Origin of the sequence: Nocardia cyriacigeorgica, from assembly GCF_010868145.1 — a bacterium.
Classification (GTDB): Bacteria; Actinomycetota; Actinomycetes; order Mycobacteriales; family Mycobacteriaceae; genus Nocardia; species Nocardia cyriacigeorgica_D.
On sequence record NZ_JAAGUY010000013.1, the window covers coordinates 25365 to 46113 of the forward strand.

The following is a 20749-nucleotide window of genomic DNA, read 5'->3' on the forward strand; positions in this document are numbered from 1 at the left end:
TTGATGGCACGCGAGCACGAGCCACCCGTACGGGAGCGCGAGGACGCCGTCCGCCGGACTCGGCGGCCCGAGGCCGACCACGACGAATGGGCCAGGCCCGAGCGTCGGCGCGAATCCACGCGGGAGGACCCCGCCAGGCGTGCCCCTCGCGCGGGTGGACAACGCCCGCGCACAGGCGCACCGCGGACCGACGGTGAACGCTCGCGCGCCGACCTTCCGCGGACCGATGCGGCAGGCGCTGCGGACGGATCCGGCCGCGGCGGCCGAGCCCGGCCCAAGCGCGCCGACCAGAATCGCGCGCGTCCGGTGGCATTCGACAAATCCGCCGACCGCGCGATGCGCACCCCCACACAGGACCGTGCCGCTCAGCGGGCGAAAGCCAAGGCGGACAAGCGTCAACAGTCCGGACCACCGCTGCTCGATGACGAGACGCGTGCCCGGCTGGAGATGATCAGCCGCGAACAGTCCGGGCTGCGCGCGGCGTGGGCGACATTCCGCGTGCGCACCGACGATATCCGCCGCCGTAACTATGCTGCGCGCGCCGAGCAGACCTTCGAGGACGGATTCGACCGTCAGGTTGCCGAACTGACCGATCGCGGTTACGCGGGCCCTGGCGGTGGCCGGATGAACGTGGTGGGGCGCCCGGTCGAATACCGCGCCACCACCGCCCAGGTCGCGGGCCTGTGGCCGTGGTCGGTCGGTGCGGGCGCACCGCTGATAGGTACCCCGCTCGGCTCGCATCTGCATACCGGGGCGCCGGTGTGCTTCGACCCGATGAACTGGTTCATGCGCGGCAGTTTCATCACCGCGCCCAGCCTGTTCGTGCTTGGGCTCAACGGTTTCGGCAAGTCCTCGCTGGTGCGCCGGATCGTGCTCGGCGGTATCGCACAGGGCATCACGCCGCTGATCCTGGCCGACGTCAAACCGGACTACCGCAAAATGGTGGAGATGGTCGGCGGCCAGGTGATCGATCTCGGTTACGGGCACGGCAAACTCAATCCGCTGGCCGCGGGCGTGCTCGGCTCGGTGGTGCCGCAGCTGGATCATCTGCCCGCACTGCAACTGCAGGTGCTGCAGGATCTGCGCGCCCGTCAGGTGACACTGATCGCGGGTCTGGTGGAGTTGGTTCGCGGTGCAAGGGTGCGTGATTTCGAGGAGACGCTCATCTCCACGGCCCTGCGCATCCTGTACCTGCCGGGCAGCGGATTCACCCCGGATCAGCCGCCCATCATGGACAACCTGCTCGAGGTGATCGTCGCGGGCGGCGAGGAAATGATGTTGGACGCGGGCGCCGACAACGAAGCCGAATATCAGGTCGCGATCAAGAATCTGCGCCGATCGCTGCGTGCCCTCACCCAGGGCCCGTTCGGCGCCGTCTTCAACGGCCAGACCTCGGTGCCCATCGACACCGATTCGGTCGCCGTCTGCATCGATGTCTCGCATATTCCGCAAGGCGACAAGAAGCTCAAGGCCGCAGTCATGCTGGCCTGCTGGGCCGACGGTTTCGCCGCGGTGGAGGCCGCGCACACACTCACCGACGCGGGCATGGCGCCGCAACGCTATTTCCAGGTCGTGATGGACGAGCTGTGGCAAGTGCTCGGCCTCGGCGACTTCATGGTTGACCGCGTCGACGAGCTGACCCGCCTGCAACGCGGTATCGCCACCGCGCTGATCATGATCAGCCACACCATCAAGGATCTGCAGTCGCTGGGTTCGGAAGCGGCGATCGCCAAGGCACTCGGCTTCCTGGAGCGTGCGCGCGCCAAGATCTTCGGCGCCCTGCCCGCCGAAGAAATCAAACGGCTCGACAGCACGATCCCGTTCACCTCCGCCGAGGAGGAGATGGTCACCGGCTGGTCGGCGCCGCAGGCACTGACGGGTGAGGCGCTCAAACCGGGGCAGGTGCGGCCGTCCCCGCCGGGTACCGGCAAATTCCTGCTCAAGATCGGTGAGGATCGCAGGCCCGGTATCCCGTTCCACATGGAGTTCACGCTGTCGGAGAAGGAAAGCGGGATCCACGACACCAATCAGCGGTTCGACGAGTTCAACCGGGTTCCAGGCTCAGCGGATGGTTCCGACCCCGGCGGTTCGGATTCGGCGGGCGGGAGCGCCGCATGATGCCGCACCGGTCCTATCGCAAGGTCTCGCCCGAGGTGCGTGACGCCGCCGTGGAGCAGGTCATCGCGCTCACTGACAAGTTGCGCAGCGAATCCGAGGCGTGCCGGGTGGTCGCCGAGCAGATCGGCGTGCACACCAATTCGGTGCGCAATTGGGTCCGTGCCGCGGAGGGGCCGGGGCTGGAACGGATGGACGCGGTGGCTCTGCGGCGCAAGGTCGCACTGTTACAGCAGCAGCTGGCCGCCGCGGCGGAGATGAACAGGGCACTGGCCGACACCCTCAACGAAGCCCGGCGCCGCACGTGAACCCTACGAGGGTGTCATGAACGTGCGTTCGGTGCTGGCGCTGGCCGTCGGTGCGATGCTCGGACTGATGATGCTGGTGGTGGTGATCGTGCTGCCGTCGGTGGACGATCCCTGTGAGGGCGGCTCCGTCCTCGGCCCATCCCAGACGATGTTGCCGCCGCTGGGTGGTTATGCGCCCGGCGATCCGCGGGCCGCCGGTTCCTCGCCGTCGGCGCCCGCTTCGGGTAGTCCTGCGGCTCAGGCGAATCCGGCCGTGACCGCGACGCCGTCGCTTGCTGCCGGTGTTGGCTCGCTGCGTCGCACATTACCGCTGGCCACTGGCACTTACAGCATTTCCGATGTCTTCGGTTCTCGCGGCGGCGGGCACAAGGGTGTCGATATGGCGGCCTCCGATGGCACCCCGATCTTTTCGGTCGGCGATGGCCGTGTCGTCGCCGCCGGTCCGGCCTCCGGGTTCGGCAACTGGATCGTTGTCGACTCCGTCGACACCAACGGTCGCGCCTATTCGGCGGTATACGGGCACATGTGGGATAGCGGGGTGCTGGTGCGGGTCGGCGAAACGGTCCGCGCCGGCCAGCACATCGGTTACGTCGGGTCGGCCGGCGAGTCCAGTGGCCCGCACCTGCATTTCGAGGTCGTGCCGGGCGGTCGGTTCACCGGGGGCCGCCAGATCGACCCGATGCCATGGCTGGAAGGGGCCCCGACACCGGATGTCGGTGGCGCACGCGCCTTCTCCGCCGATCCTCGCTGCGTCCGTGGATTCGGTAGTGCCGGCGGTGCACTGGCCGACGGCAAGGTGCCGCAGGAGCTCGAGATCTGGTATCGCCGCGCTGGTTCGATCTGCCCGGAAGTCACCCCCTCACTGCTGGCGGCGCAGGGCAGGCAGGAATCCGGCTTCCGTCGCGGCGCCACCTCACCCGCGGGTGCGCAGGGTCTGGCACAGTTCCTGCCGGGGACGGCGGCCAGTATCAATCCCGATGACGGGCAACCATATGTGATCGACGCCGACGGTAACGGTGTCGCCAGTGTGTGGGACGACGGCGACGCCATCGTCGGCCAGGGACGCTATATGTGCGCCATAGCGCACAAGATCACCGGTTGGATGTCCGAAGGCCGCGTACAAGGCGACCTGGTGTCGTTGACACTGGCCGCGTACAACGCGGGCGAGGGCGCGGTGCTCGCCTCCGGGGGGATGCCGAATCAGGTTGCCGCCCATTACTCCGAGACTCATCCCTACGTGGCGAACATCCTGGCGATGGAACCGCAGTACCGCGCACCCGGCGCGAACGGGCGATTCACCCCGGGTGAGGGGTCAGGCGGCAGCCAGGTCGTCGAAGCGGCCCACGATTGGCTCGGCACACCGTATGTGTGGGGCGGTGGTGGCCCGCAAGGACCGACCGGTGGCGGCCTCGACGGTCCCGGCCTCACCGCGGCCGCGGTCTTCGCCGCATCGTCGGGCGCGATCACCTTGCCCCGCACCTCCGAACAACAATGGGAGGCAGGCGTCGAGGTGTCGTTGAGCGGGATTCAGCCGGGTGACCTGGTATTCAGCGACTTCGGTCCGCGTGGTCCCGCGCAGGTCGGCATCTACGCCGGTGACGGGCAGATGATCCGTTCGGCACCCGGCGCGGACGCGAATTCCGCGGGCGGGGTCGCGGAGGTGCCCGTGCCGGGCGACGCGCGAGCGAGGAGAGTGTTGTGAACACGCGTGCGGTAGTGCCGAACGGGCGGCGCGGGCGGTTAGCCTGGAAGAACAAGGTATCGGCGCACGCGAAACTGGTGGTGGTGCTGGTGACTGGCATCGCGATGCTGAGCGCGGCCTGCGGTCGCGAGCAGGAGCAGGCGGGTCCGGGCGACGGACCCGCCACCTCGACGACCCGTCGGCTCGAAGCCGTTCCGGCGCCGGACCCGGTGACTCCCGAGGGAGTCGCGGTCGCGGCTCTGCAGGAGATCTACACCTGGAAACCGGTCAGTGAAGATCAGGGCGCCTCGCTGGTGCGTGCGCGTCAATGGCTCGGCCCCAGCTTGACTCGGGTCGTCGATGGTTCGACCGATGTTCGCGAAACGCCCAAACCGACGCTGCGCTGGGCGGAATGGGCGCGCGCGGGCGCCCATGTCGAGGCGTTCACGTTCGCGTCGGGAGAGAAGGCGCCGGCAGGCGCGGACCCGAATGTGCAGCAGTTCAAGATCGGTATCGAGCAGACCGTCGTCTATCCGGACGGGCGCGAAGAGCAACTCCCGCCCGCCACCGTCATTGCCACCGTCGTCCGCACACCGGACGGCTGGCGCCTCGACGGCTATCGGTGACAACGCTTTCCACACGGGAACCATCAGGAGGCAGGTATGGCGAAGAAGAAACCGGTAAAGGATCCGGCCGTTGTCGGACCCGACGCCACCCTCATCCTGATCTATGTGGTGGGGGCGATCCTCGCAACACTGTGGCTGGCCCTGCATCTGGGCAATATGCTCGCGGTGACGCGCCAGGACATCCCGGTGAACCCGATCGAGATCGTTGCCGGGTTGATCCGGGGCAATCTGCAATGGCCGCGCGCGTCGACGGTGATCGTACTGCTCGTCATCGCGACGGGCGCCGGGATCGTGATCGCCCGGCGTCGGATGAAGGCCAACCGCAGCAAGGGCAGGCTCGGCGTCGACGACAAAGCCGATGTCATGGGCAACGGCGGCGCTATCGCCTCGCTCACCGAATCCGGTGTGCGAGAGAAGGCCAAGCAACTCGGTGTCCGCCTCGGCTACGATGACGCGCCCGGCGTCCCGATCGGCATCGGCGTCGCCGACGGTGTGATGCTGTACGGCTCTTATGAAGACCTGCACCTCGATATCTGGGGGCCGCGACAGGGTAAGTCGACCTCGCGGGTGATTCCGGCCATCCTCACTGCCATCGGTCCTGTGCTCGCCACCTCGAACAAACGTGATGTGGTGGACGCGACCCGTGACGTGCGCGAAGCCAAGGGTTCGCCGACCTTCGTGTTCGACCCGCAGGGCGTGGCGGGTGAGGAGGCCAGCTGGTACTGGGATCCGTTGGCCTGGGTGGACGCACGGCATGAAGGGTGCGAAATGCGAGCGGCCCGCCTCGCAGGTCATTTCGCCGACGGTGACGATGGCTCCGATGCCAAGACGGATGCGTTCTTCGATCCTGAGGCCGAGGATCTGCTGGCGGGTCTGTTCCTCGCCGCCGCGGTCGGTAATCGGCCGATCACGCAGGTGTGGGAATGGGTGACCGATCCGCGGAACATCGAGCCGATCAATTTGCTCCGCGACACCGGACACCACTACACGGCGTCGGGTCTGGCATCGCAATACAACACGGACGAACGCACACGCAGCGGCATCTTCGGCACCGCCAAGAAGATGGTGCGCTGTCTCAAGCTGACCAATGTGCACAGCTGGGTGACGCCGGAGGGTGGCAGGCAGCAGTTTGACGAACTGGATTTCATCGAGCGCAACGGCACGCTGTACAGCCTCTCGCTGGAAGGCCGCGGTTCCGCATCGCCGTTGGTGAGTGCGCTCACCGAGGCGGTCATCGACGTAGCGATGCGCAAGGCATCCAGGTCGGCGGGTGGGCGGTTGCCGATCCCGCTGCTCGCAGTGCTGGACGAGGCGGCCAACGTCGTGCGCTGGAAGGACCTGCCCAAGCAGTACAGCCATTTCGGCTCGCGCGGCATCGTCGTGATGACAGTGCTGCAGTCCTGGGCGCAGGGCGTGCGTTGCTGGGGCGATGCGGGTATGAACGCCCTGTGGTCGGCGGCCAATATCAAGGTGCTCGGCAGCGGTGTGGACGATACGAACTTCCTGCGTGAGCGTTCCGAAGCGATCGGTGAGCATTCCGCGATCTCGGCCTCGGTGTCGGAATCCAAAGGCGGCAAGAGCTATTCGCGTTCGCTGGGGTCGTCGAAGACCTTCACCGTGCAGGCGCTGGCGACCTTGCCGCGCGGGCGCGTCATCGTCTTCCCCTCGGGTGCGCCGCCGGTACTGGTGCGCACTGTTCCGTGGTGGGAGGGCGAATACGCTGACGAGGTGAAGAACTCGATCGTGGAGCACGATCCGCAGCGCAAGACGCTGATCACGGATCTGATCGGCTCGCCGTCACTGGTGAAAGCGACCCCGCCGCCCGATCAGGGTGATGGGAACGGCAAGATTGAGGAGGTCCGTCCACTGTGAGCGACAACGAGCAAGACGGTCTGATCTATTCGGGCGTAGTCGATTTCGTCGAGAATTACCTCAGCGTGGTATATCGCAGGCAGGTCAGCGATCTCAGCGATACGGTGTGGTGCCCGGAGTGGTGGCAACATGCCGAGGCGGTGGCACGGCTCGATGCGTTGTGGCGGGCGTGGGAGCATTTCCGTCAGGATCCGGCGACCGGAATCAGTGTGTGGTTCCTCGACCATGCGGATAAGCACATGGCCAAGCTGTTCGACCCGAAGGGGCCGTTCAAGTACTGCAGTGTCCGAAATGGCCACAAGGACATGCTCGTCCCGCTGCCGTTGACCACCCCCGACGATAGATTCTTCAGCAATCCGGCCGAGCCGGATTTCCGTTCCTGAAATGGTTGGCATCGACCGCAACGCCCCGCTGGGTTTCCAGCGGGGCGTTGTGCGTTCGGTGGGTCTGGATCAGCGGGTACGTTCCAGGCCGCGGATCAGTTCTTCTTCCCTGGCCCGTGTTACCGCGGGCGCGTATTCGGGCCGCGTGCGGACTGCCTCGATGGGCGGTTTCGCCTGGCCCACCTCGACGAGCATCCGCACGGCGGCGAGTTCCGGTGCCACACCGATCTTCGCCAGATGGGCGGCAAGCGCCATCCGCCGTTCCACCGAGTCGTAGCGGATGGCGGGCTGGGCGGCCGCAGCCACCTGCCCCGCCTGGCCGGTGAAGGCGAACCGGTCCTTCTCCAACGAGACGCCCCGACTCGGCCCCGCCTCCCGTTGGATGGCGACGGAAGCGACCTTTTCGGGCGCACTCATCGTCTTCTCCGGCGCGGGCCGGGAAACCATCTGGGCCAGTTCCATATTCCGCGGATCCTTGGATTTGGATTCGCGGGCCTCGCGGACTTGCATCTCGCGGGCTTCCTTCATGCGGGCCTCGGTGAGCTTGGCCCTGGCCTCGGCTTCCTTCTGACCACGTTCCCGGGTTTTCAGCGCGACCAAGGTCGCGATCTGCAACATGGTCTTCATCATGGCCGCGGTTTCCCGGCCGATATCGTCCAGTTCCTCGGACATGGCTGCTCCCGATGCTGCGGTGATCCCTATGGATGATTGTGGTGCTTCGTCATGAACGCCGCTTCATATGTCATCGACTTCTTACGTCATCGATACAACCGCCATGCGAAAGGTGGCCGCCCGGCGATGTCGTGGCTTACCTGTGCGAACACCGGGAGGCGCGCAGCCGACTTCGCTACGCGCACTCCGTATTACGAGATTACCCGACAACCTTCGGGTGGAGTCGTACGAGCGTGCCGCCCATGAGCATATATCGCACATTTCCGGCACGGAACGAAACTCGCCGGATGATCTTCGGCCGGCGCGCGGAGGTACCGGATGATGAGAGTGCTCGACGGGCGTGCCGCCACGCATCGGGCCCGGTACCGCAATGCGATACCGGGCCCGATCCGAGTGAGGGTGCGGTCAGTCGATACGGACCGAATTCAGCGTCACCGGCAGGATCGGCTTGCCGTCGCCGGGGCCGTTGGACTCGTCCTGACCGCCCTGGGCGATCTTGTCCAGCGTGGCGAGGCCGGTCTCGTCGATCGTGCCGAAGATGGTGTAGTTCGGCGGCAGCTGGGAATCGCCGTAGACCAGGAAGAACTGGCTGCCGTTGGTGCCGGGCCCGGCGTTGGCCATGGCGATGACACCGCGCTTGTAGGCGATGGGTTCCTGCAGGCCGGGATCGGTCGGCGCGTACTGGTCGGTGGGGTACTCGTTGTCGAACTGGTAGCCGGGGCCACCCATGCCGGTGCCGGTGGGATCACCACACTGCAGGACCTCGAGGCCGGGTCCCTGGGTGAGGCGATGGCAGCTGGTGCCGTCGAAGAAGCCCTGACCGGCCAGGCTGGCGAAACTGTTCACCGTGCACGGCGATTCGGCGTTGTTGAGAGTCAGGCCGATCGGGCCCTGGCTGGTGTCCACGCTGATGCTCAGGGTGGCGTTGTCGCCGGCGGTCTGAATGCCGTCCGTGCGCGGCTTCTCGGCCGGCTTGTCGGCCGGCTTGGGGCTGTCGGGGTACGCGCAGCCGACCGTCGCCGGCTTGGCCTGCGCCGACGGCGGCGGCGCGGCGATCGGGGTGCTCGACAGCGATGCGTCCGGCGTCTCGGAGGCGGTGTTCTCGCTGTCGTCACCACGGGTCAGGAAATACACACCGGTTACCGCAGCGACCGCGACGACGACGCCGAGCGCCGACATGGCGATGGTGAGTTGCTTGCGCTTGCGCGCCCGCGCGGCCCGGTTGGCCAGCTGGCGCTCCAGCTTGCGTTTCGCTGCCGCTCGACGCTGTTCGTTGCTCGGCACTACCACGTTCCTCCCGTGCGGCGACCGGACTCGGGGGCCGGCCGTGCGCTGTTCTTCGCTATGGCTTTTCTTCACCACGAAGGTGTCGGTTTCGGCTAAGAGTGTGCCATCTCTTCCTGAGACCACCCGGCACTTGCCGCGACCGGCGCGGGATAACCGGTTGGACTCGAGGCCCGGTGGTGAGGGAAAATGGCCCATCGTGACCAAGACCAGCAGCTTCTCCGCCCCGAAGGGGGTACCGGATTACGTGCCACCCGGCTCGGCCGAGTTCGTCGCGGTGCGCGACGGACTGATCCGCGCCGCCCGACTCGCCGGGTACGGGCATATCGAGCTGCCGATCTTCGAGGACACCGAGCTGTTCGCGCGTGGCGTCGGCGAGTCGACGGACGTGGTGAGCAAGGAGATGTTCACCTTCTCCGACCGCAGTGATCGCAGTGTCACGCTGCGGCCCGAGGGCACCGCCGGTGTGATGCGGGCGGTCATCGAGCACGGGCTCGACCGCGGTCAGCTGCCGGTCAAACTGTGCTACTCCGGCCCGTTCTTCCGCTACGAGCGGCCGCAGGCCGGGCGCTACCGTCAGCTGCAGCAGGTGGGTATCGAGGCCATCGGCGTGGATGATCCGGCACTGGATGCCGAGGTCATCGCCGTGGCAGACGCCGGCTTCCGCGGCCTCGGCCTCGACGGCTTCCGGCTCGAGATCACCTCCCTCGGAGATGACACCTGCCGCCCGCAGTACCGCGAGCTGCTACAGGATTTCCTGCTCGCGCTGCCGCTGGACGAGGACACCCGCCGCCGCGCCCAGATCAACCCGCTGCGAGTCCTCGACGACAAACGCCCACAGGTGCGTGAGATGACGGCCGACGCGCCGCTGATGATCGATCACCTGTCGGAGTCGGCGAAGACGCACTTCGAGCAGGTCCGCGGCCACCTCGACGCGTTAGGCGTGCCCTACGTGGTCAACCCACGAATGGTGCGCGGGCTGGACTACTACACCAAGACCACCTTCGAGTTCGTCCACGACGGCCTCGGGGCGCAGTCCGGTATCGGTGGCGGCGGCCGCTACGACGGCCTGATGGCCGAGCTGGGTGGTCAGGCGCTGTCGGGGATCGGCTTCGGCATCGGTGTCGACCGCACCGTGCTCGCACTGGCGGCCGAGGGCAAGACGGCGGGCGATCCGGCCCGCTGTGAGGTTTTCGGGGTGCCGCTGGGTGAGGCGGCGACACAGCGGATGGTGGTGCTGGCCGCGCAGATGCGGGCCGCCGGCGTGCGGGTCGACCTGGCCTACGGCGGGCGCGGGGTGAAGGGCGCGATGAAGGCGGCCGACCGTTCCGGCGCGAGGTTCACCCTCGTGCTCGGTGACCGCGATCTGGCCGAGAACACCATCGGGCTCAAGAACATGAGCACCGGTGACCAGCGGCAGATCCCGTTGGGTGAGGTGGTCGGTGCGGTAACCGCCGCGCTGCACCGTCCGGAGTAGTACCGTGCCCGGGGAACATCCCGCCGTGAGGACGAATGCGTAGCCGTGACCGATGCAACGCCCGGATCGGGCGAACCTGATCCGCCGATCGGGCTCGACCTGGTCGCACCCGAGGTATACGCGCCGATGCTGCGCCGCCTCACCCTTGCCGCCATCGGCGTCGGCCTCGGCGCCGCGCTGCTGGCGGCGGTGTGGGTGAGCTGGCCGGTCGCCGTGCTCATCGGGCTGGTGGTCGGCGCACCCACCGTCGGCTATGCACTGGCTCTGCGGCGACGGCGGATGTGGCTGAGCGGGAACACTATTCACGCGCGCAGGCTGTTCGGCGAGCGCGTGGTCTCGCTGGCGGCGGCGACCGGTGTGGAGATGCTGGTCTATCCGGCCAGGTTGAGCCGGGTCGTGCTGCGGGTGACGGCGGGACCCGATGTGCAGATCGTGCCGCTGGCGATGTACACCGATGCCGGGAGTGGGCGCGAACTGCATCTTCTCGGGCTGCGCAAACTGGCCGATGCACTCGCCACCAGCCACCTCGCCGCCGCGGTCGCGGTTTCCGGCGTCCTGGTCCAGCAGCTGCGCGCCGAGGCGCGGGATGCGGGCCTGGGGGAGCGTCCGCTGTATCGGGCCGTCACCCTCGTTCGCGCCAAGGACTACGTCTCCCCGGTCGTGCTGACAGACAGCGAAGTAGCCGAACTGGCCTGAGTGTCTGTTAGCTCACCGTCGGGCGAATCCGGCTGTGCGCCTGATTAGGGTGGAAAACGAAGATCATCCGGTCGACCGCCCGAGGAGTCGCTGTGAGCACTGCCGCCCGAACCGCGCCCGTGACCGTCGCCGTGACCGGCGGTGCGGGACAGATCGCCTACGGATTGCTCTTCCGGATCGCCTCCGGCGCCATGCTGGGACCGGAGACGCCGATCCGGCTGCGGCTGCTCGAGATTCCCGCCGCGGTGGCCTCGCTCGAAGGTGTCGCGATGGAACTCGAGGACGGCGCGTTCCCACTGCTCGAATCGGTCGACATCAGCGATGATCCCTGGGAAGGATTCGACGGTGCGAATATCGCACTGCTGGTCGGTGCGCGGCCGCGCACCGCGGGAATGGAGCGCTCGGATCTGCTGGCCGCCAACGGCCCGATCTTCACCGATCAGGGCGCCGCGATCAATGCCAGCGCCGCCGATGACGTCAAGGTGCTCGTCGTGGGCAACCCGGCCAACACCAACGCCTACATCGCCATGTCCAACGCCCCCGACGTGCCCGCCGAGCGGTTCACCGCGATGACCCGCCTCGACCACAATCGGGCCATCGCCCAGCTGGCGAAGAAGACCGGCGCCGCGGCCGCCGACATCGAGCGCGTCGCGATCTGGGGCAACCATTCGGCCACCCAGTACCCGGACATCACCCACGCCACCGTCGCCGGGCGACCGGCGCAGCAACGGGTGGATCAGGACTGGGTGCGGTCGGACTTCCTGCCGACGGTCCAGCAGCGCGGCACCGCCATCATCCAGGCCCGCGGCGCGTCCTCGGCGGCCAGCGCGGCGAGCGCGGCCATCGACCACATCCACGACTGGGTGCTCGGCACCTCGGGCGACTGGGTGTCGATGGCAGTACCGTCCGACGGCTCCTATGGCGTCCCGGAGGGCCTGATCAGCTCCTTCCCGGTGACGTGCGCCCACGGCGGATACGCGATCGTGCCCGGCCTGGAGATCGACGAGTTCTCCCGAGCACGGATCGACGCCTCCGTCGCGGAACTCGACGCCGAGCGCACCGCGGTCATCGACCTCGGCTTCGCCAAACCGGCGTGAGTCTGCCGACGGTGCGGGTCAGCTGACGGTCCAGGTTTCGGTGCCGGTCAGCAATTCCTGCAGTCCGGTGTGGCGCTCCTGTTTCGCGGCCGCGGTCTGGGCGCGGACCGCGTCGTCGTAGGTGGGGCGCGCGACATCGCGGAAGACGCCGGTCACGACGTGATCGAGATTCTGATCCGACAACCGCGACAGGGCGTAGGCGTACTCGGGCGCATCGGATTGCGCGTCGTGCACGATGATCTCGCTGTCGCCCACCTCGGAGGTACGGGCCACCGCGAGCGCGAAACCGTTCCGCACCACGGCGAACTCGCCGTCGGCGCCGAACACGATCGGCTGACCGTCGCGCAACGGGATCAGACGGGACTCGCTGTCGCCGCGGCGCAGCACGTCGAAGGATCCGTCGTTGAAGATCGGGCAGTCCTGCAACACCTCGACGAACGAGGTGCCGCGATGCGCGGCCGCCGCCCGCAGCACCTCGGTGAGCCCGGCCCGATCGGAATCCAGTGCACGTGCGGCGAAGGTGGCCTCGGCGCCCAGCGCCACCGACAGGGTGTTGAACGGGTGATCCACCGAACCCATCGGCGTCGATTTGGTGACCTTGCCCGGCTCCGAGGTCGGTGAGTACTGGCCCTTGGTCAGCCCGTAGATCCGGTTGTTGAACAGCAGGATGGTCATGTTGACGTTGCGGCGCAGCGCGTGGATGAGGTGATTGCCGCCGATGGACAGCGCGTCACCGTCACCGGTCACCACCCACACCGACAGATCGGGCCTTGTCACCGCCAATCCGGTGGCGAGGGCAGGGGCGCGGCCGTGGATGGAGTGGATACCGTAGGCGTCGAGGTAGTACGGGAAGCGGCTGGAGCAGCCGATCCCCGAGACGAACATCAGGTTCTCCTTGCGCAACCCGAGCTCGGCCAGGAAACCACGCACGGTCGCGAGGATGACGTAGTCGCCGCACCCGGGGCACCAGCGCACCTCTTGATCCGAGGCGAAATCCTTGGCGCGCTGCGGAGCATCCGAGCGGGGGACCGTCGCGGTGCCCGAGGCGTCCGGCATGCCGAGGAAGGCTGTGAGGTCAGAGGTTTCGATGATGGTCATGTTCGGCCCCCTGGCGTGCGATAGGTGGCCCGCGCCCTGGCGGCGAAGGCTTTGTCCTGCTCCATCTCGTCGATGGATCCGTCGAGTGCGGCATCGATGACCCCGACGAGTTCCTGGGCCGAGAACGCGGTACCGGCGATCTTGGTCCACGGGCGGACGTCGACGAGGTAGCGGGCGCGCAGCAGCGCCGCGAGCTGGCCACCGTTCATTTCCGGAGCGACCACGGTCCGATATCCACGCAGTACCTCGCCGAGGCCGGGCGGAAGTGGATTGAGATGCCGCAGATGCAGGTGTGCGACCGGAACGCCACGGCGGCGTGCCCGCCGGCAGGCCTCGCCGATCGGACCGTAGGAGCTGCCCCAGCCCACCAGTAGTAGTTCCGCGCGGCCGTCGGGGTCGTCGACCTCGACCGCGGGGACGGTGATCGCGTCGATCTTGGCTTGGCGCAGCCGCACCATCAGTTCGTGATTGACCGGATCGTAGGAGATCTCGCCGCTGCCGTCGGACTTCTCCAACCCGCCGATGCGATGAGCGAGCCCCGTGGTGCCGGGGACGGCGAGCGGGCGGGCCAGGGTCTCCGGGTCGCGGGCGTACGGCTGGAAAGGCCCGTCGTCGGAGGGCTCGGTTTCGAAAGCGGGATCGATCGGTGCCAGCTCGTCGACGCGCGGAATCGCCCACGGCTCGGACCCGTTGGCGATAGCGCCGTCGGACAGCAGTACGACCGGCGTGCGGTAGGTGAGGGCAATGCGGGCCGCTTCGATGGCGGTGTCGAAACAATCCGCCGGTGAGCGCGGTGCCAGGACCGCGACCGGTGATTCGCCATTGCGACCGTAGAGGGCCTGGAAGAGGTCGGCCTGCTCGGTCTTGGTCGGCAGGCCGGTGGATGGACCGCCACGCTGCACATCGATCACCACCAGCGGCAACTCGGTCATCACCGCCAACCCGATGGTCTCGCTTTTCAGCGAGAGACCGGGTCCGGAGGTGCTGGTGACGCCCAGCGCTCCGCCGAGTGCGGCACCGAGCGCGGCGCCGATACCGGCGATCTCGTCCTCGGCCTGGAACGTGGTGACGTCGAAATCCTTGTGCTTGCTCAGTTCGTGCAGGATGTCGGAGGCCGGGGTGATCGGATACGAGCCGAGGAAGACCGGCAGACCTGCCAGCCGCCCCGCAGTGATCAAGCCGTAGGCGAGGGCGGTGTTGCCGGTGATCTGCCGGTACGTGCCGGGCGGAAGGGCCGCGCGCGCCACCGTGTAGGTGGTCGCGAAGGTCTCGGTGGTCTCGCCGTAGTTCCATCCGGCGTGGAAGGCCAGGATATTGGCCTCGGCGACGGCGGGGGAGTCGGCGAACTTGTCCCGCATGAAGCGTTCGGTGCTGCCCAGCTCGCGCCCGTACATCCACGACAGCAGGCCGAGCGCGAACATGTTCTTGGCGCGCTGGGCCGCCTTCTTGCCGACCTCGGCGGATTCGGTGGCGGCCAACGTGAGCGCGCTCATCGGCACCGGATGCACCACGAAGTCGGCCAGGGTGTCATCGGTGCGCGGATCAACGGCATAGCCGACGCGGGTCAGGTTGCGGGTGGTGAATTCGTCGGTGTCGATGATGACGGTGCCGCCGCGGGGCAGATCGCCGAGATTGGCCTTGAGCGCGGCCGGGTTCATGGCGATCAGGACGTCGGGCTGATCACCCGCGGTGAGGATGTCGTGGTCGGCGATCTGGATCTGGAACGAGGAGACCCCGGGCAGGGTGCCCTGCGGCGCACGGATCTCGGCGGGAAAGCTGGGCTGGGTGGCGAGGTCGTTACCGAAGGCGGCCGCCTCATGGGTGAAGCGGTCGCCGGTGAGTTGCATACCGTCGCCGGAATCGCCGGCGAATCGAATCACCACTCGATCCACCGCGGTCGCGCCCGCACGGGTGCGCGCCCCGGGATCGCCCGCCCGGCCTGCCTCGTTGTGGTGCGAAACCATGTGCCTGCTTCACTTCCTGTCGAAGAGAGCTGCCCCTGGCCAACCTACTCCGCTCGGCGGGTGACCTGCCCGGAAAGCGCGTGGATCGTGGGCGCGTCGCATCACTTCCAGGAGCCCGGCCGGGCTCGCTGCCCGCCCATCGATCAGGCGAAGAGAGCCAACTGCGGGTCGACCGCCGCCGGAGCCTCCGACGCCGCCTCGGTCTGTTCAGGGGTGTCCCGCTGCAGCCGATGCCGCTCCAGGAGTGGGTCGATCCGCCCGCGTAACCAGCTCGAGTACTCGGGCGTGACGTAAGCACCGCGCCCGTAGAGCTGGCGGTAACGACGCAGCAGTGCGGGGTGTGTCTCGGCCAGCCAGCCGAGGAACCAGCCGCGGGTGCTGCCGCGCAGGTGCATGGGAAACGCGATCACGCTGCGCGCGCCCGCCTCGGCGATGGCCGCGAACAGCTCGTCGAGATGGCTGCTGCCGTCGGTGAGGTACGGAATCACCGGCGCCACCATCACATCGACCTCGAAACCGGCGTCGGCGAGCGCCCGCACCAGCTCCAGTCGGGCCTTCGGCGCCGGAGTGCCCGGCTCGACACTGCGATGCAGGTCGGGATCGAGCATCGCCAGCGAGACCCCGATATGCACCGGGATCTGGCGGGCGGCCAACGTGAGCAGCGGCAGGTCGCGACGCAGCAGCGTGCCCTTGGTGAGGATGGAGAACGGGGTTCCGGAATCGGTGAGTGCGCGAATGATGCCGGGCATCAGCCGGTATCGGCCCTCGGCGCGCTGATAGGGATCGGTATTCGTGCCGAGGGCAACGGTTTCGCGATGCCAGCTGCGACGCGCGAGTTCGCGCCGCAGCACCGCGGCGATATTGGTCTTCACCACGATCTGATTGTCGAAATCGGTTCCGGCATCCAGATCCAGGTACTCATGGGTGCCGCGGGCGAAGCAGTACCGGCACGCATGCGAACACCCGCGCATCGGGTTGATCGTCCACCGGAACGGCAGGCCCGCACCCTCGGGCATCTTGTTCAACGCGCTCTTGCAGAGCACTTCGTGAAAGGTGATGCCGTCGAATTCGGGTGTCTGTACAGTTCGGACGAAACCCGCCCGGTCCAGGCCGGGCAGCGCGCCGTCGTCGGCGTCCAGGGTCTGGCTTTGCCACCGCACCCAGCTAGTCGAACATGTGTTCTAGCAGGTGTCAAGCGATCTGTCGCGATTGCGGCGGTGTCGTTCCGGTCGGGTCGGCGAAGAAGGCGACCAGGTCGCGCACGGTCTCCTCCAGCGGGCGTGGCCGGTAGCCGAGTTCACGAGTCGCCTTGCCGTGGTCGACGATCGGCGCCGACACCAGCGCGCCGATGGCGGCCTTGGACATGATATCGGTGCCGAGTCGCTTGCCGATCGGCTCGAGTACCGGCATGAGCCCGGAGATCACCTTGGGGGAGATGACGAACCGCGGGCCCTTCTTGCCGCTGAGCGTGGCCGCGGTGCGGCAGACATCGAGCATCGAGGTCATCTCGCCGCCCAGCAGGTAGTTCTCGCCGGTACGGCCCTTCTCGCCGGCCAGGATGAGTCCTTCGGCCACATCGCGGACGTCGACCAGGTCGAATCCGCCGCCGATCATCGCGGGAACTCGGCCGAGTGAGGCGTCGCGGAGGGTGCGGTTGATCCGGGAGAGCGGGGTGCTCAGATCCCGTGGACCGTACACGCCGGTCGGGTTGCACAGCACGGCGTCCAGGCCCTGCTCGATGACGGCGCGTAACTCGATCTCGCCCTGCCACTTGGAGCGGTCGTAGACCGGCAGCTCCGGATCGGTCGACCGGACCGAGGTCTCGTCGATGCTCCCGCCGCAGGTGTACTGGTCGAAGGCGTGGATGGAGCTGGCGTGCACCATCCGGCGCGCGCCTGTGGCAAGGGCGGCCTCGGCCACCACCCGCACACCCTTGGTGTTCACCCGCCAGGCCAGATCGTTCTTCTCGGCGAGGGTGATGACCGCGACCAGGTGGTAGACGATCTCGGCGCCGTCGAGAGCCGACCGCATCGATGCGGGATCGAGGACGTCGGCGGACACCCATGTCACGCCAGCGGGCGCCGGTTGCTGCGGCACGACCCGGTCGATCGCCGTGATCTCGTATCCGCGATCGGCGAGCAGGGGGAGCAAATTCGTGCCAAGGTACCCGGCTGCGCCGGTCACTGCGACCTTCATGGGAGAGAGAATATAGAACTTGTTCTAAATTGCAACACGTTCCAGTTTCGCCATGTGCGCGCGCGAGGGGTCGAGAGATGTCGGTGGCGTCGGCTATATTGGGCCGCAACCGAAGCGGCCGTGCTGTCGGGCGAACATGCGCTGTAGGGGCAGCCGAGCGGACGTTCGAGCAACGCGATGTTTTCGAGCAACGCGATGTTGACGACACTGATGGTGATGTTGATGAGGATTGGGGGGCAGCTCGATGAGTGATGTCTCGGTGGAAACCGAAGGGCTCCGGGCGTTCGGGGCGACGAATGCGGCGATCGCGGGCGATATCGCCGGGGCGGGAAATATGGACGTGGTCGCCAGCGTCTCCGCGATGACTCCGGTGTTCGGTCTCATCGGCGCCGACTATCTGCTGTCGTTCGCCGCCGCGCAGGTCTTGCAGGCGCGCGATATCAACGATTTGTCCGACAAGTACACGAAACTGTCGCAGGCCGCGTTCAGTTCGGCCGCCAACTACGACGTCACCGATCTCGGCAATGCCGGAGATCTGGGCAAGATCGCCGGTGAGATCGGTGGTGCACTGTGAAGCCGTTGGATTCCCCTGGCGCCTCCGGCATCATCGCGCCCGAGGCGAATCGGTCCGTGGTCGAGCAGGTTCTCGACCAGACCGCCGCGGCCGCACAGCAGGCGTCCGCAGTCCCGGTCGAGCAGCAGGCGATCCTCGATCTTCCGATGCCGCAGTTGCCTGCCGATCTCCCGCCGATCGAGCCGCCGGAATTCGTTCTGGCGCAGAAGATCACCGATGAAGGCCCGGGAATGGGTGCCGCACCGATGGGAATGCCCGGCCTGTCCGGCCTCGGTGCGCCCGCGTCCGCGCCGGAAGACATCCTCAGCGGCCTGCCTCCGGAGGTGTCCGCCCTTGTCGGAGACGCCGGTGCGGTAGTCAACCACGCGGCCGCACCGGTGCTCGACGCCGCTCAGGGTGTGCTCGGACAGGCGGGCGGTGCGGTGAGCGGTGCCCTCGGTGGTTCCCCTGTCGCGGGCGCGGCGTCGGCGGCGGGTACGGCGGCCACACCGGCCGCGGCGGCCGCTGCGCTGCCCGCCGATCCGGTAGGTGCGTTGATGAGCGGTCTCGCGTTGCCCGCCATCCCGGGGATCGACGTGCTGTTCAAGCCGATTCTCGACCTGCTCGGCAGCTTCGGCACCGGTGTCATGGGCGCGTTCGATCCCACCGCGTTGCTGAGCCAGTCCTCCAAGGTCATCGAGATGGCGATGCAGGTGGGCAAGGGCAGCCTCGGCGCGGTCGAGCAGGTCTGGGAGAGCCAGGCCGCCACCAGCGCCCAGGACGCGGGTGTGAAGGCCAACAGCGAGGGGCTGGAGACCAGCCAGCGCGGTATCGATATCTCCGAGCTCACCCAGCGTGCCGCAGCGGTGGTCCAGCAGGGCAATGCGCAGCTGACCACGATCGCCACCTCGTTCGCGAGCCAGGCCGTCGCGCTCGCACCGGTGATCATGACTCCGCCTGCGCAGGCGTCGCTGGTGGCCACGGCCACCGAGCACCTCGGTCAGGCGGTGAGCGTCGTCAATGCCACCCGCGGCGACCTGATGGGCAAGACCGCCGAGTTGAACGGCCTGGTGAGCCAGCTGGTCGGTCAGAACGGCCCAGCCCCTGCCGAGATAGCGCAATCGGTCATGCAGAACGTCGGCGAGCCGCTCATGTCGCAGGCGGAGGAGGTCGCGACCACGGCGGCCGGGTTCGATTCGGGCACCGGCACCAGCGGCGCGTCGACCACTGCGGCGAGTTACGGCAGCGGTGGATCGAGCGGTACCGGTGGAAGCGGCGGAGCGTTCGGCACCGGCTTCGGACGTTCGGGTGGCAGCGGCGGCTCCATGGGCCGCGGTGGGGCCGGTGGGGTGTCAGGCATCCCCTCCCTGCCCGGGACCTCCGGGGCGCCGGGTGGCGTCGCCCTTCCCGGTGGCATGCGCGCTCCGATCGCGGGTATGCCGACGGGCTCGGGTCTCGGTACCACCGCAGCCTCCAGCTCCGGGTTCATGGGCGGTCCCGGCGCGGCGGGTGCCGCGGGACAGCGCAATAACGAAGACGAGCATTCGCGCAACGTCGACCCGTACCGCAGCCGCACCGGCAACGACGACCTCACCGGCCCGCTGGGCGAATCCACGCCCGAGGTCATCGGCGCCACCAGCACCGACGAAGGCGACGGTTCCGACTACTACCAGGATCAGTTCTAGGCACCTGAGGCATTCCGCAACAACAGCGGCCTCGCACCGAATCCGGTGCGAGGCCTGCTGTTGTCGTCGATCAGAGGGCTCAGCTGGTGCTCGGATCGTTCAGATCGCGTGCGGAGTAGGTGTCGCACGCACTGACCTGCCCGGTCTGGTATCCGGCGACGAACCACTTCTGCCGCTGCTCGGACGAGCCGTGCGTCCACGCCTCCGGATTGACCCTCCCCTGCGCGGCCCGCTGGATCCGATCGTCACCGACCGCCGATGCTGCCGACAGTGCGTCGCGGATATCGGCATCGGTCAGTTTCTGCAGGAACGGCTGACCGTCCCCGCCGGGTGCCGGCATCTTGTCGGCGTAGTGCGCCCAGATCCCGGCATAGCAATCGGCCTGCAACTCGGTGCGCACCGCACCCGACTCCGGGCCACGCGGATCGCGTTGCGAGCGCCCGATATCACCGAGCAGAGTCTGGATGTGATGGCCGACTTCATGCGCGACCACATATTCCTGCGCCAGCGGCCCGCCACTCGAGCCGAACCGGTCCACCAGCTCCTGGAAGAAGCTGACATCGAAGTAGGCGGTCTGATCGGCCGGACAGTAGAACGGGCCGACCGCGCTGGTGGCATTGCCGCAGCCGGTGGATACCGCGCCGGAGAACAACACCAGCTTCGGTTCGACGTAGTCGACGCCGGTCTGTTTGGGCAGCTCGACCGCCCATACCGCGTCCAGGCTCTGCGCGGTGAGGACGACACGGCAGTCCACATACCGGTTGGCGTCCGCGGCGGTCCGGCAGTGTTCCGGGGTCCCGGCGGTCGGCTGCGACTGCACATCCTGCGCGCCGGTGAACTGGCCGAGCACCGAACCCGGATCACCACCGAGCAGCAACGTCAGCACCAACACGATGAGTCCGCCGGCGCCGCCGCCGAGCGCCAATTTGCCGCCCATCCCCGGCCCGCCGCCGGATGAGGCCCGATTGGGGTCGATCTGCAAGCCCTCATTGAAGGTCATGAGAATCCCTGTCTGTGACGTGTCCGGTACAGCTTCGCACGG

Annotated in this window: 18 protein-coding genes; 11 read left to right on the forward strand and 7 right to left on the reverse strand. The window is 67.6% G+C overall.

Annotated elements, in window-relative coordinates:
- The first annotated feature begins 3 nt into the window (after positions 1 to 3).
- The 6 genes from GV792_RS16625 to GV792_RS16650 are packed head-to-tail and all read left to right on the forward strand — an operon-like array spanning position 4 to position 6985.
- A complete protein-coding gene (locus tag GV792_RS16625; RefSeq protein WP_163825039.1) occupies positions 4 to 2118 on the forward strand; it encodes a hypothetical protein in 2115 nt (704 codons plus the stop codon).
- Positions 2115 to 2423: a transposase gene (locus GV792_RS16630; RefSeq protein ID WP_163825040.1), complete on the forward strand. Its 309-nt coding sequence runs from the start codon at positions 2115 to 2117 to the stop codon at positions 2421 to 2423. Before GV792_RS16625 ends, GV792_RS16630 begins: the two co-directional genes overlap by 4 nt.
- Before the next feature lie 16 nt (positions 2424 to 2439).
- Entirely contained in the window at positions 2440 to 4125 is a 1686-nt protein-coding gene (locus GV792_RS16635) for a peptidoglycan DD-metalloendopeptidase family protein (protein ID WP_163825041.1), read from the forward strand.
- Positions 4122 to 4730, forward strand: coding sequence for a hypothetical protein (locus GV792_RS16640; RefSeq protein WP_309138524.1), 609 nt, complete (start codon positions 4122 to 4124; stop codon positions 4728 to 4730). The genes GV792_RS16635 and GV792_RS16640 overlap by 4 nt, the downstream gene beginning before the upstream one ends.
- A 36-nt stretch (positions 4731 to 4766) precedes the next feature.
- A complete protein-coding gene (locus GV792_RS16645) occupies positions 4767 to 6602 on the forward strand; it encodes a type IV secretory system conjugative DNA transfer family protein (RefSeq protein ID WP_163825042.1) in 1836 nt (611 codons plus the stop codon).
- Positions 6599 to 6985 carry a DUF4913 domain-containing protein gene (locus GV792_RS16650; RefSeq protein WP_309138525.1) on the forward strand — a complete coding sequence of 129 codons (387 nt, stop codon included), beginning with the start codon at positions 6599 to 6601 and terminating at the stop codon, positions 6983 to 6985. The genes GV792_RS16645 and GV792_RS16650 overlap by 4 nt, the downstream gene beginning before the upstream one ends.
- Positions 6986 to 7054: 69 nt before the next feature.
- On the opposite strand, the gene GV792_RS16655 is transcribed toward GV792_RS16650, so the two are convergent.
- Both GV792_RS16655 and GV792_RS16660 read right to left on the reverse strand, forming a co-directional pair.
- The gene (locus tag GV792_RS16655; RefSeq protein WP_163825043.1) at positions 7055 to 7657 is read right to left on the reverse strand and encodes a hypothetical protein; all 603 of its coding nucleotides are present in this window, start codon (positions 7655 to 7657) and stop codon (positions 7055 to 7057) included.
- Between the two features lie 405 nt (positions 7658 to 8062).
- Positions 8063 to 8941, reverse strand: a complete 879-nt coding sequence (locus tag GV792_RS16660; protein WP_163825044.1) for a peptidylprolyl isomerase — start codon at positions 8939 to 8941, stop codon at positions 8063 to 8065.
- A 199-nt stretch (positions 8942 to 9140) separates the two neighbouring features.
- Here GV792_RS16660 and hisS point away from each other — a divergent pair, with 199 nt between their 5' ends.
- The 3 genes from hisS to GV792_RS16675 all read left to right on the forward strand — a co-directional run bounded on the left by hisS (position 9141) and on the right by GV792_RS16675 (position 12211).
- Positions 9141 to 10418, forward strand: a complete 1278-nt coding sequence (gene hisS / locus GV792_RS16665) for a histidine--tRNA ligase (protein ID WP_163825045.1) — start codon at positions 9141 to 9143, stop codon at positions 10416 to 10418.
- A gap of 45 nt (positions 10419 to 10463) precedes the next feature.
- A complete protein-coding gene (locus GV792_RS16670) occupies positions 10464 to 11114 on the forward strand; it encodes a hypothetical protein (RefSeq protein WP_163825046.1) in 651 nt (216 codons plus the stop codon).
- A gap of 92 nt (positions 11115 to 11206) precedes the next feature.
- Positions 11207 to 12211 carry a malate dehydrogenase gene (locus GV792_RS16675; protein ID WP_163825047.1) on the forward strand — a complete coding sequence of 335 codons (1005 nt, stop codon included), beginning with the start codon at positions 11207 to 11209 and terminating at the stop codon, positions 12209 to 12211.
- 18 nt (positions 12212 to 12229) lie between these two features.
- On the opposite strand, the gene GV792_RS16680 is transcribed toward GV792_RS16675, so the two are convergent.
- The 4 genes from GV792_RS16680 to GV792_RS16695 all read right to left on the reverse strand — a co-directional run bounded on the left by GV792_RS16680 (position 12230) and on the right by GV792_RS16695 (position 17469).
- Positions 12230 to 13309 (reverse strand): 2-oxoacid:ferredoxin oxidoreductase subunit beta, encoded by a 1080-nt coding sequence (locus tag GV792_RS16680; RefSeq protein ID WP_175583008.1) that lies wholly within the window; start codon positions 13307 to 13309, stop codon positions 12230 to 12232.
- Entirely contained in the window at positions 13306 to 15273 is a 1968-nt protein-coding gene (locus GV792_RS16685) for a 2-oxoacid:acceptor oxidoreductase subunit alpha (protein WP_175584452.1), read from the reverse strand. Before GV792_RS16685 ends, GV792_RS16680 begins: the two co-directional genes overlap by 4 nt.
- 143 nt (positions 15274 to 15416) lie before the next feature.
- Positions 15417 to 16433, reverse strand: coding sequence for an Rv2578c family radical SAM protein (locus GV792_RS16690; RefSeq protein ID WP_163825048.1), 1017 nt, complete (start codon positions 16431 to 16433; stop codon positions 15417 to 15419).
- A gap of 31 nt (positions 16434 to 16464) precedes the next feature.
- Positions 16465 to 17469: an NAD-dependent epimerase/dehydratase family protein gene (locus GV792_RS16695; protein WP_163825049.1), complete on the reverse strand. Its 1005-nt coding sequence runs from the start codon at positions 17467 to 17469 to the stop codon at positions 16465 to 16467.
- A 244-nt stretch (positions 17470 to 17713) separates the two neighbouring features.
- On the opposite strand from GV792_RS16695, the gene GV792_RS16700 reads away from it, so the two are divergent.
- Positions 17714 to 18043, forward strand: a complete 330-nt coding sequence (locus GV792_RS16700; RefSeq protein ID WP_163825050.1) for a type VII secretion target — start codon at positions 17714 to 17716, stop codon at positions 18041 to 18043.
- Positions 18040 to 19707 carry a hypothetical protein gene (locus GV792_RS16705; RefSeq protein WP_163825051.1) on the forward strand — a complete coding sequence of 556 codons (1668 nt, stop codon included), beginning with the start codon at positions 18040 to 18042 and terminating at the stop codon, positions 19705 to 19707. The genes GV792_RS16700 and GV792_RS16705 overlap by 4 nt, the downstream gene beginning before the upstream one ends.
- A 79-nt stretch (positions 19708 to 19786) precedes the next feature.
- On the opposite strand, the gene ypfJ is transcribed toward GV792_RS16705, so the two are convergent.
- On the reverse strand, positions 19787 to 20707 hold the full coding sequence (ypfJ, locus tag GV792_RS16710; protein WP_163825052.1) for a KPN_02809 family neutral zinc metallopeptidase: 921 nt from the start codon (positions 20705 to 20707) through the stop codon (positions 19787 to 19789).
- Positions 20708 to 20749: the final 42 nt, after the last annotated feature.

What these genes read in the sequence shown, in the direction of transcription:
- GV792_RS16625 (WP_163825039.1), top strand. Translation starts at nt 4, where the DNA reads ATGGCACGCGAGCACGAGCCACCCGTACGGGAGCGCGAGGACGCCGTC.
- GV792_RS16630 (WP_163825040.1), top strand. Translation starts at nt 2,115, where the DNA reads ATGATGCCGCACCGGTCCTATCGCAAGGTCTCGCCCGAGGTGCGTGAC.
- GV792_RS16635 (WP_163825041.1), top strand. Translation starts at nt 2,440, where the DNA reads ATGAACGTGCGTTCGGTGCTGGCGCTGGCCGTCGGTGCGATGCTCGGA.
- GV792_RS16645 (WP_163825042.1), top strand. Translation starts at nt 4,767, where the DNA reads ATGGCGAAGAAGAAACCGGTAAAGGATCCGGCCGTTGTCGGACCCGAC.
- GV792_RS16655 (WP_163825043.1), bottom strand. Translation starts at nt 7,657, where the DNA reads ATGTCCGAGGAACTGGACGATATCGGCCGGGAAACCGCGGCCATGATG.
- GV792_RS16680 (WP_175583008.1), bottom strand. Translation starts at nt 13,309, where the DNA reads ATGACCATCATCGAAACCTCTGACCTCACAGCCTTCCTCGGCATGCCG.
- GV792_RS16685 (WP_175584452.1), bottom strand. Translation starts at nt 15,273, where the DNA reads ATGGTTTCGCACCACAACGAGGCAGGCCGGGCGGGCGATCCCGGGGCG.
- GV792_RS16695 (WP_163825049.1), bottom strand. Translation starts at nt 17,469, where the DNA reads ATGAAGGTCGCAGTGACCGGCGCAGCCGGGTACCTTGGCACGAATTTG.
- GV792_RS16700 (WP_163825050.1), top strand. Translation starts at nt 17,714, where the DNA reads ATGAGTGATGTCTCGGTGGAAACCGAAGGGCTCCGGGCGTTCGGGGCG.
- ypfJ (WP_163825052.1), bottom strand. Translation starts at nt 20,707, where the DNA reads ATGACCTTCAATGAGGGCTTGCAGATCGACCCCAATCGGGCCTCATCC.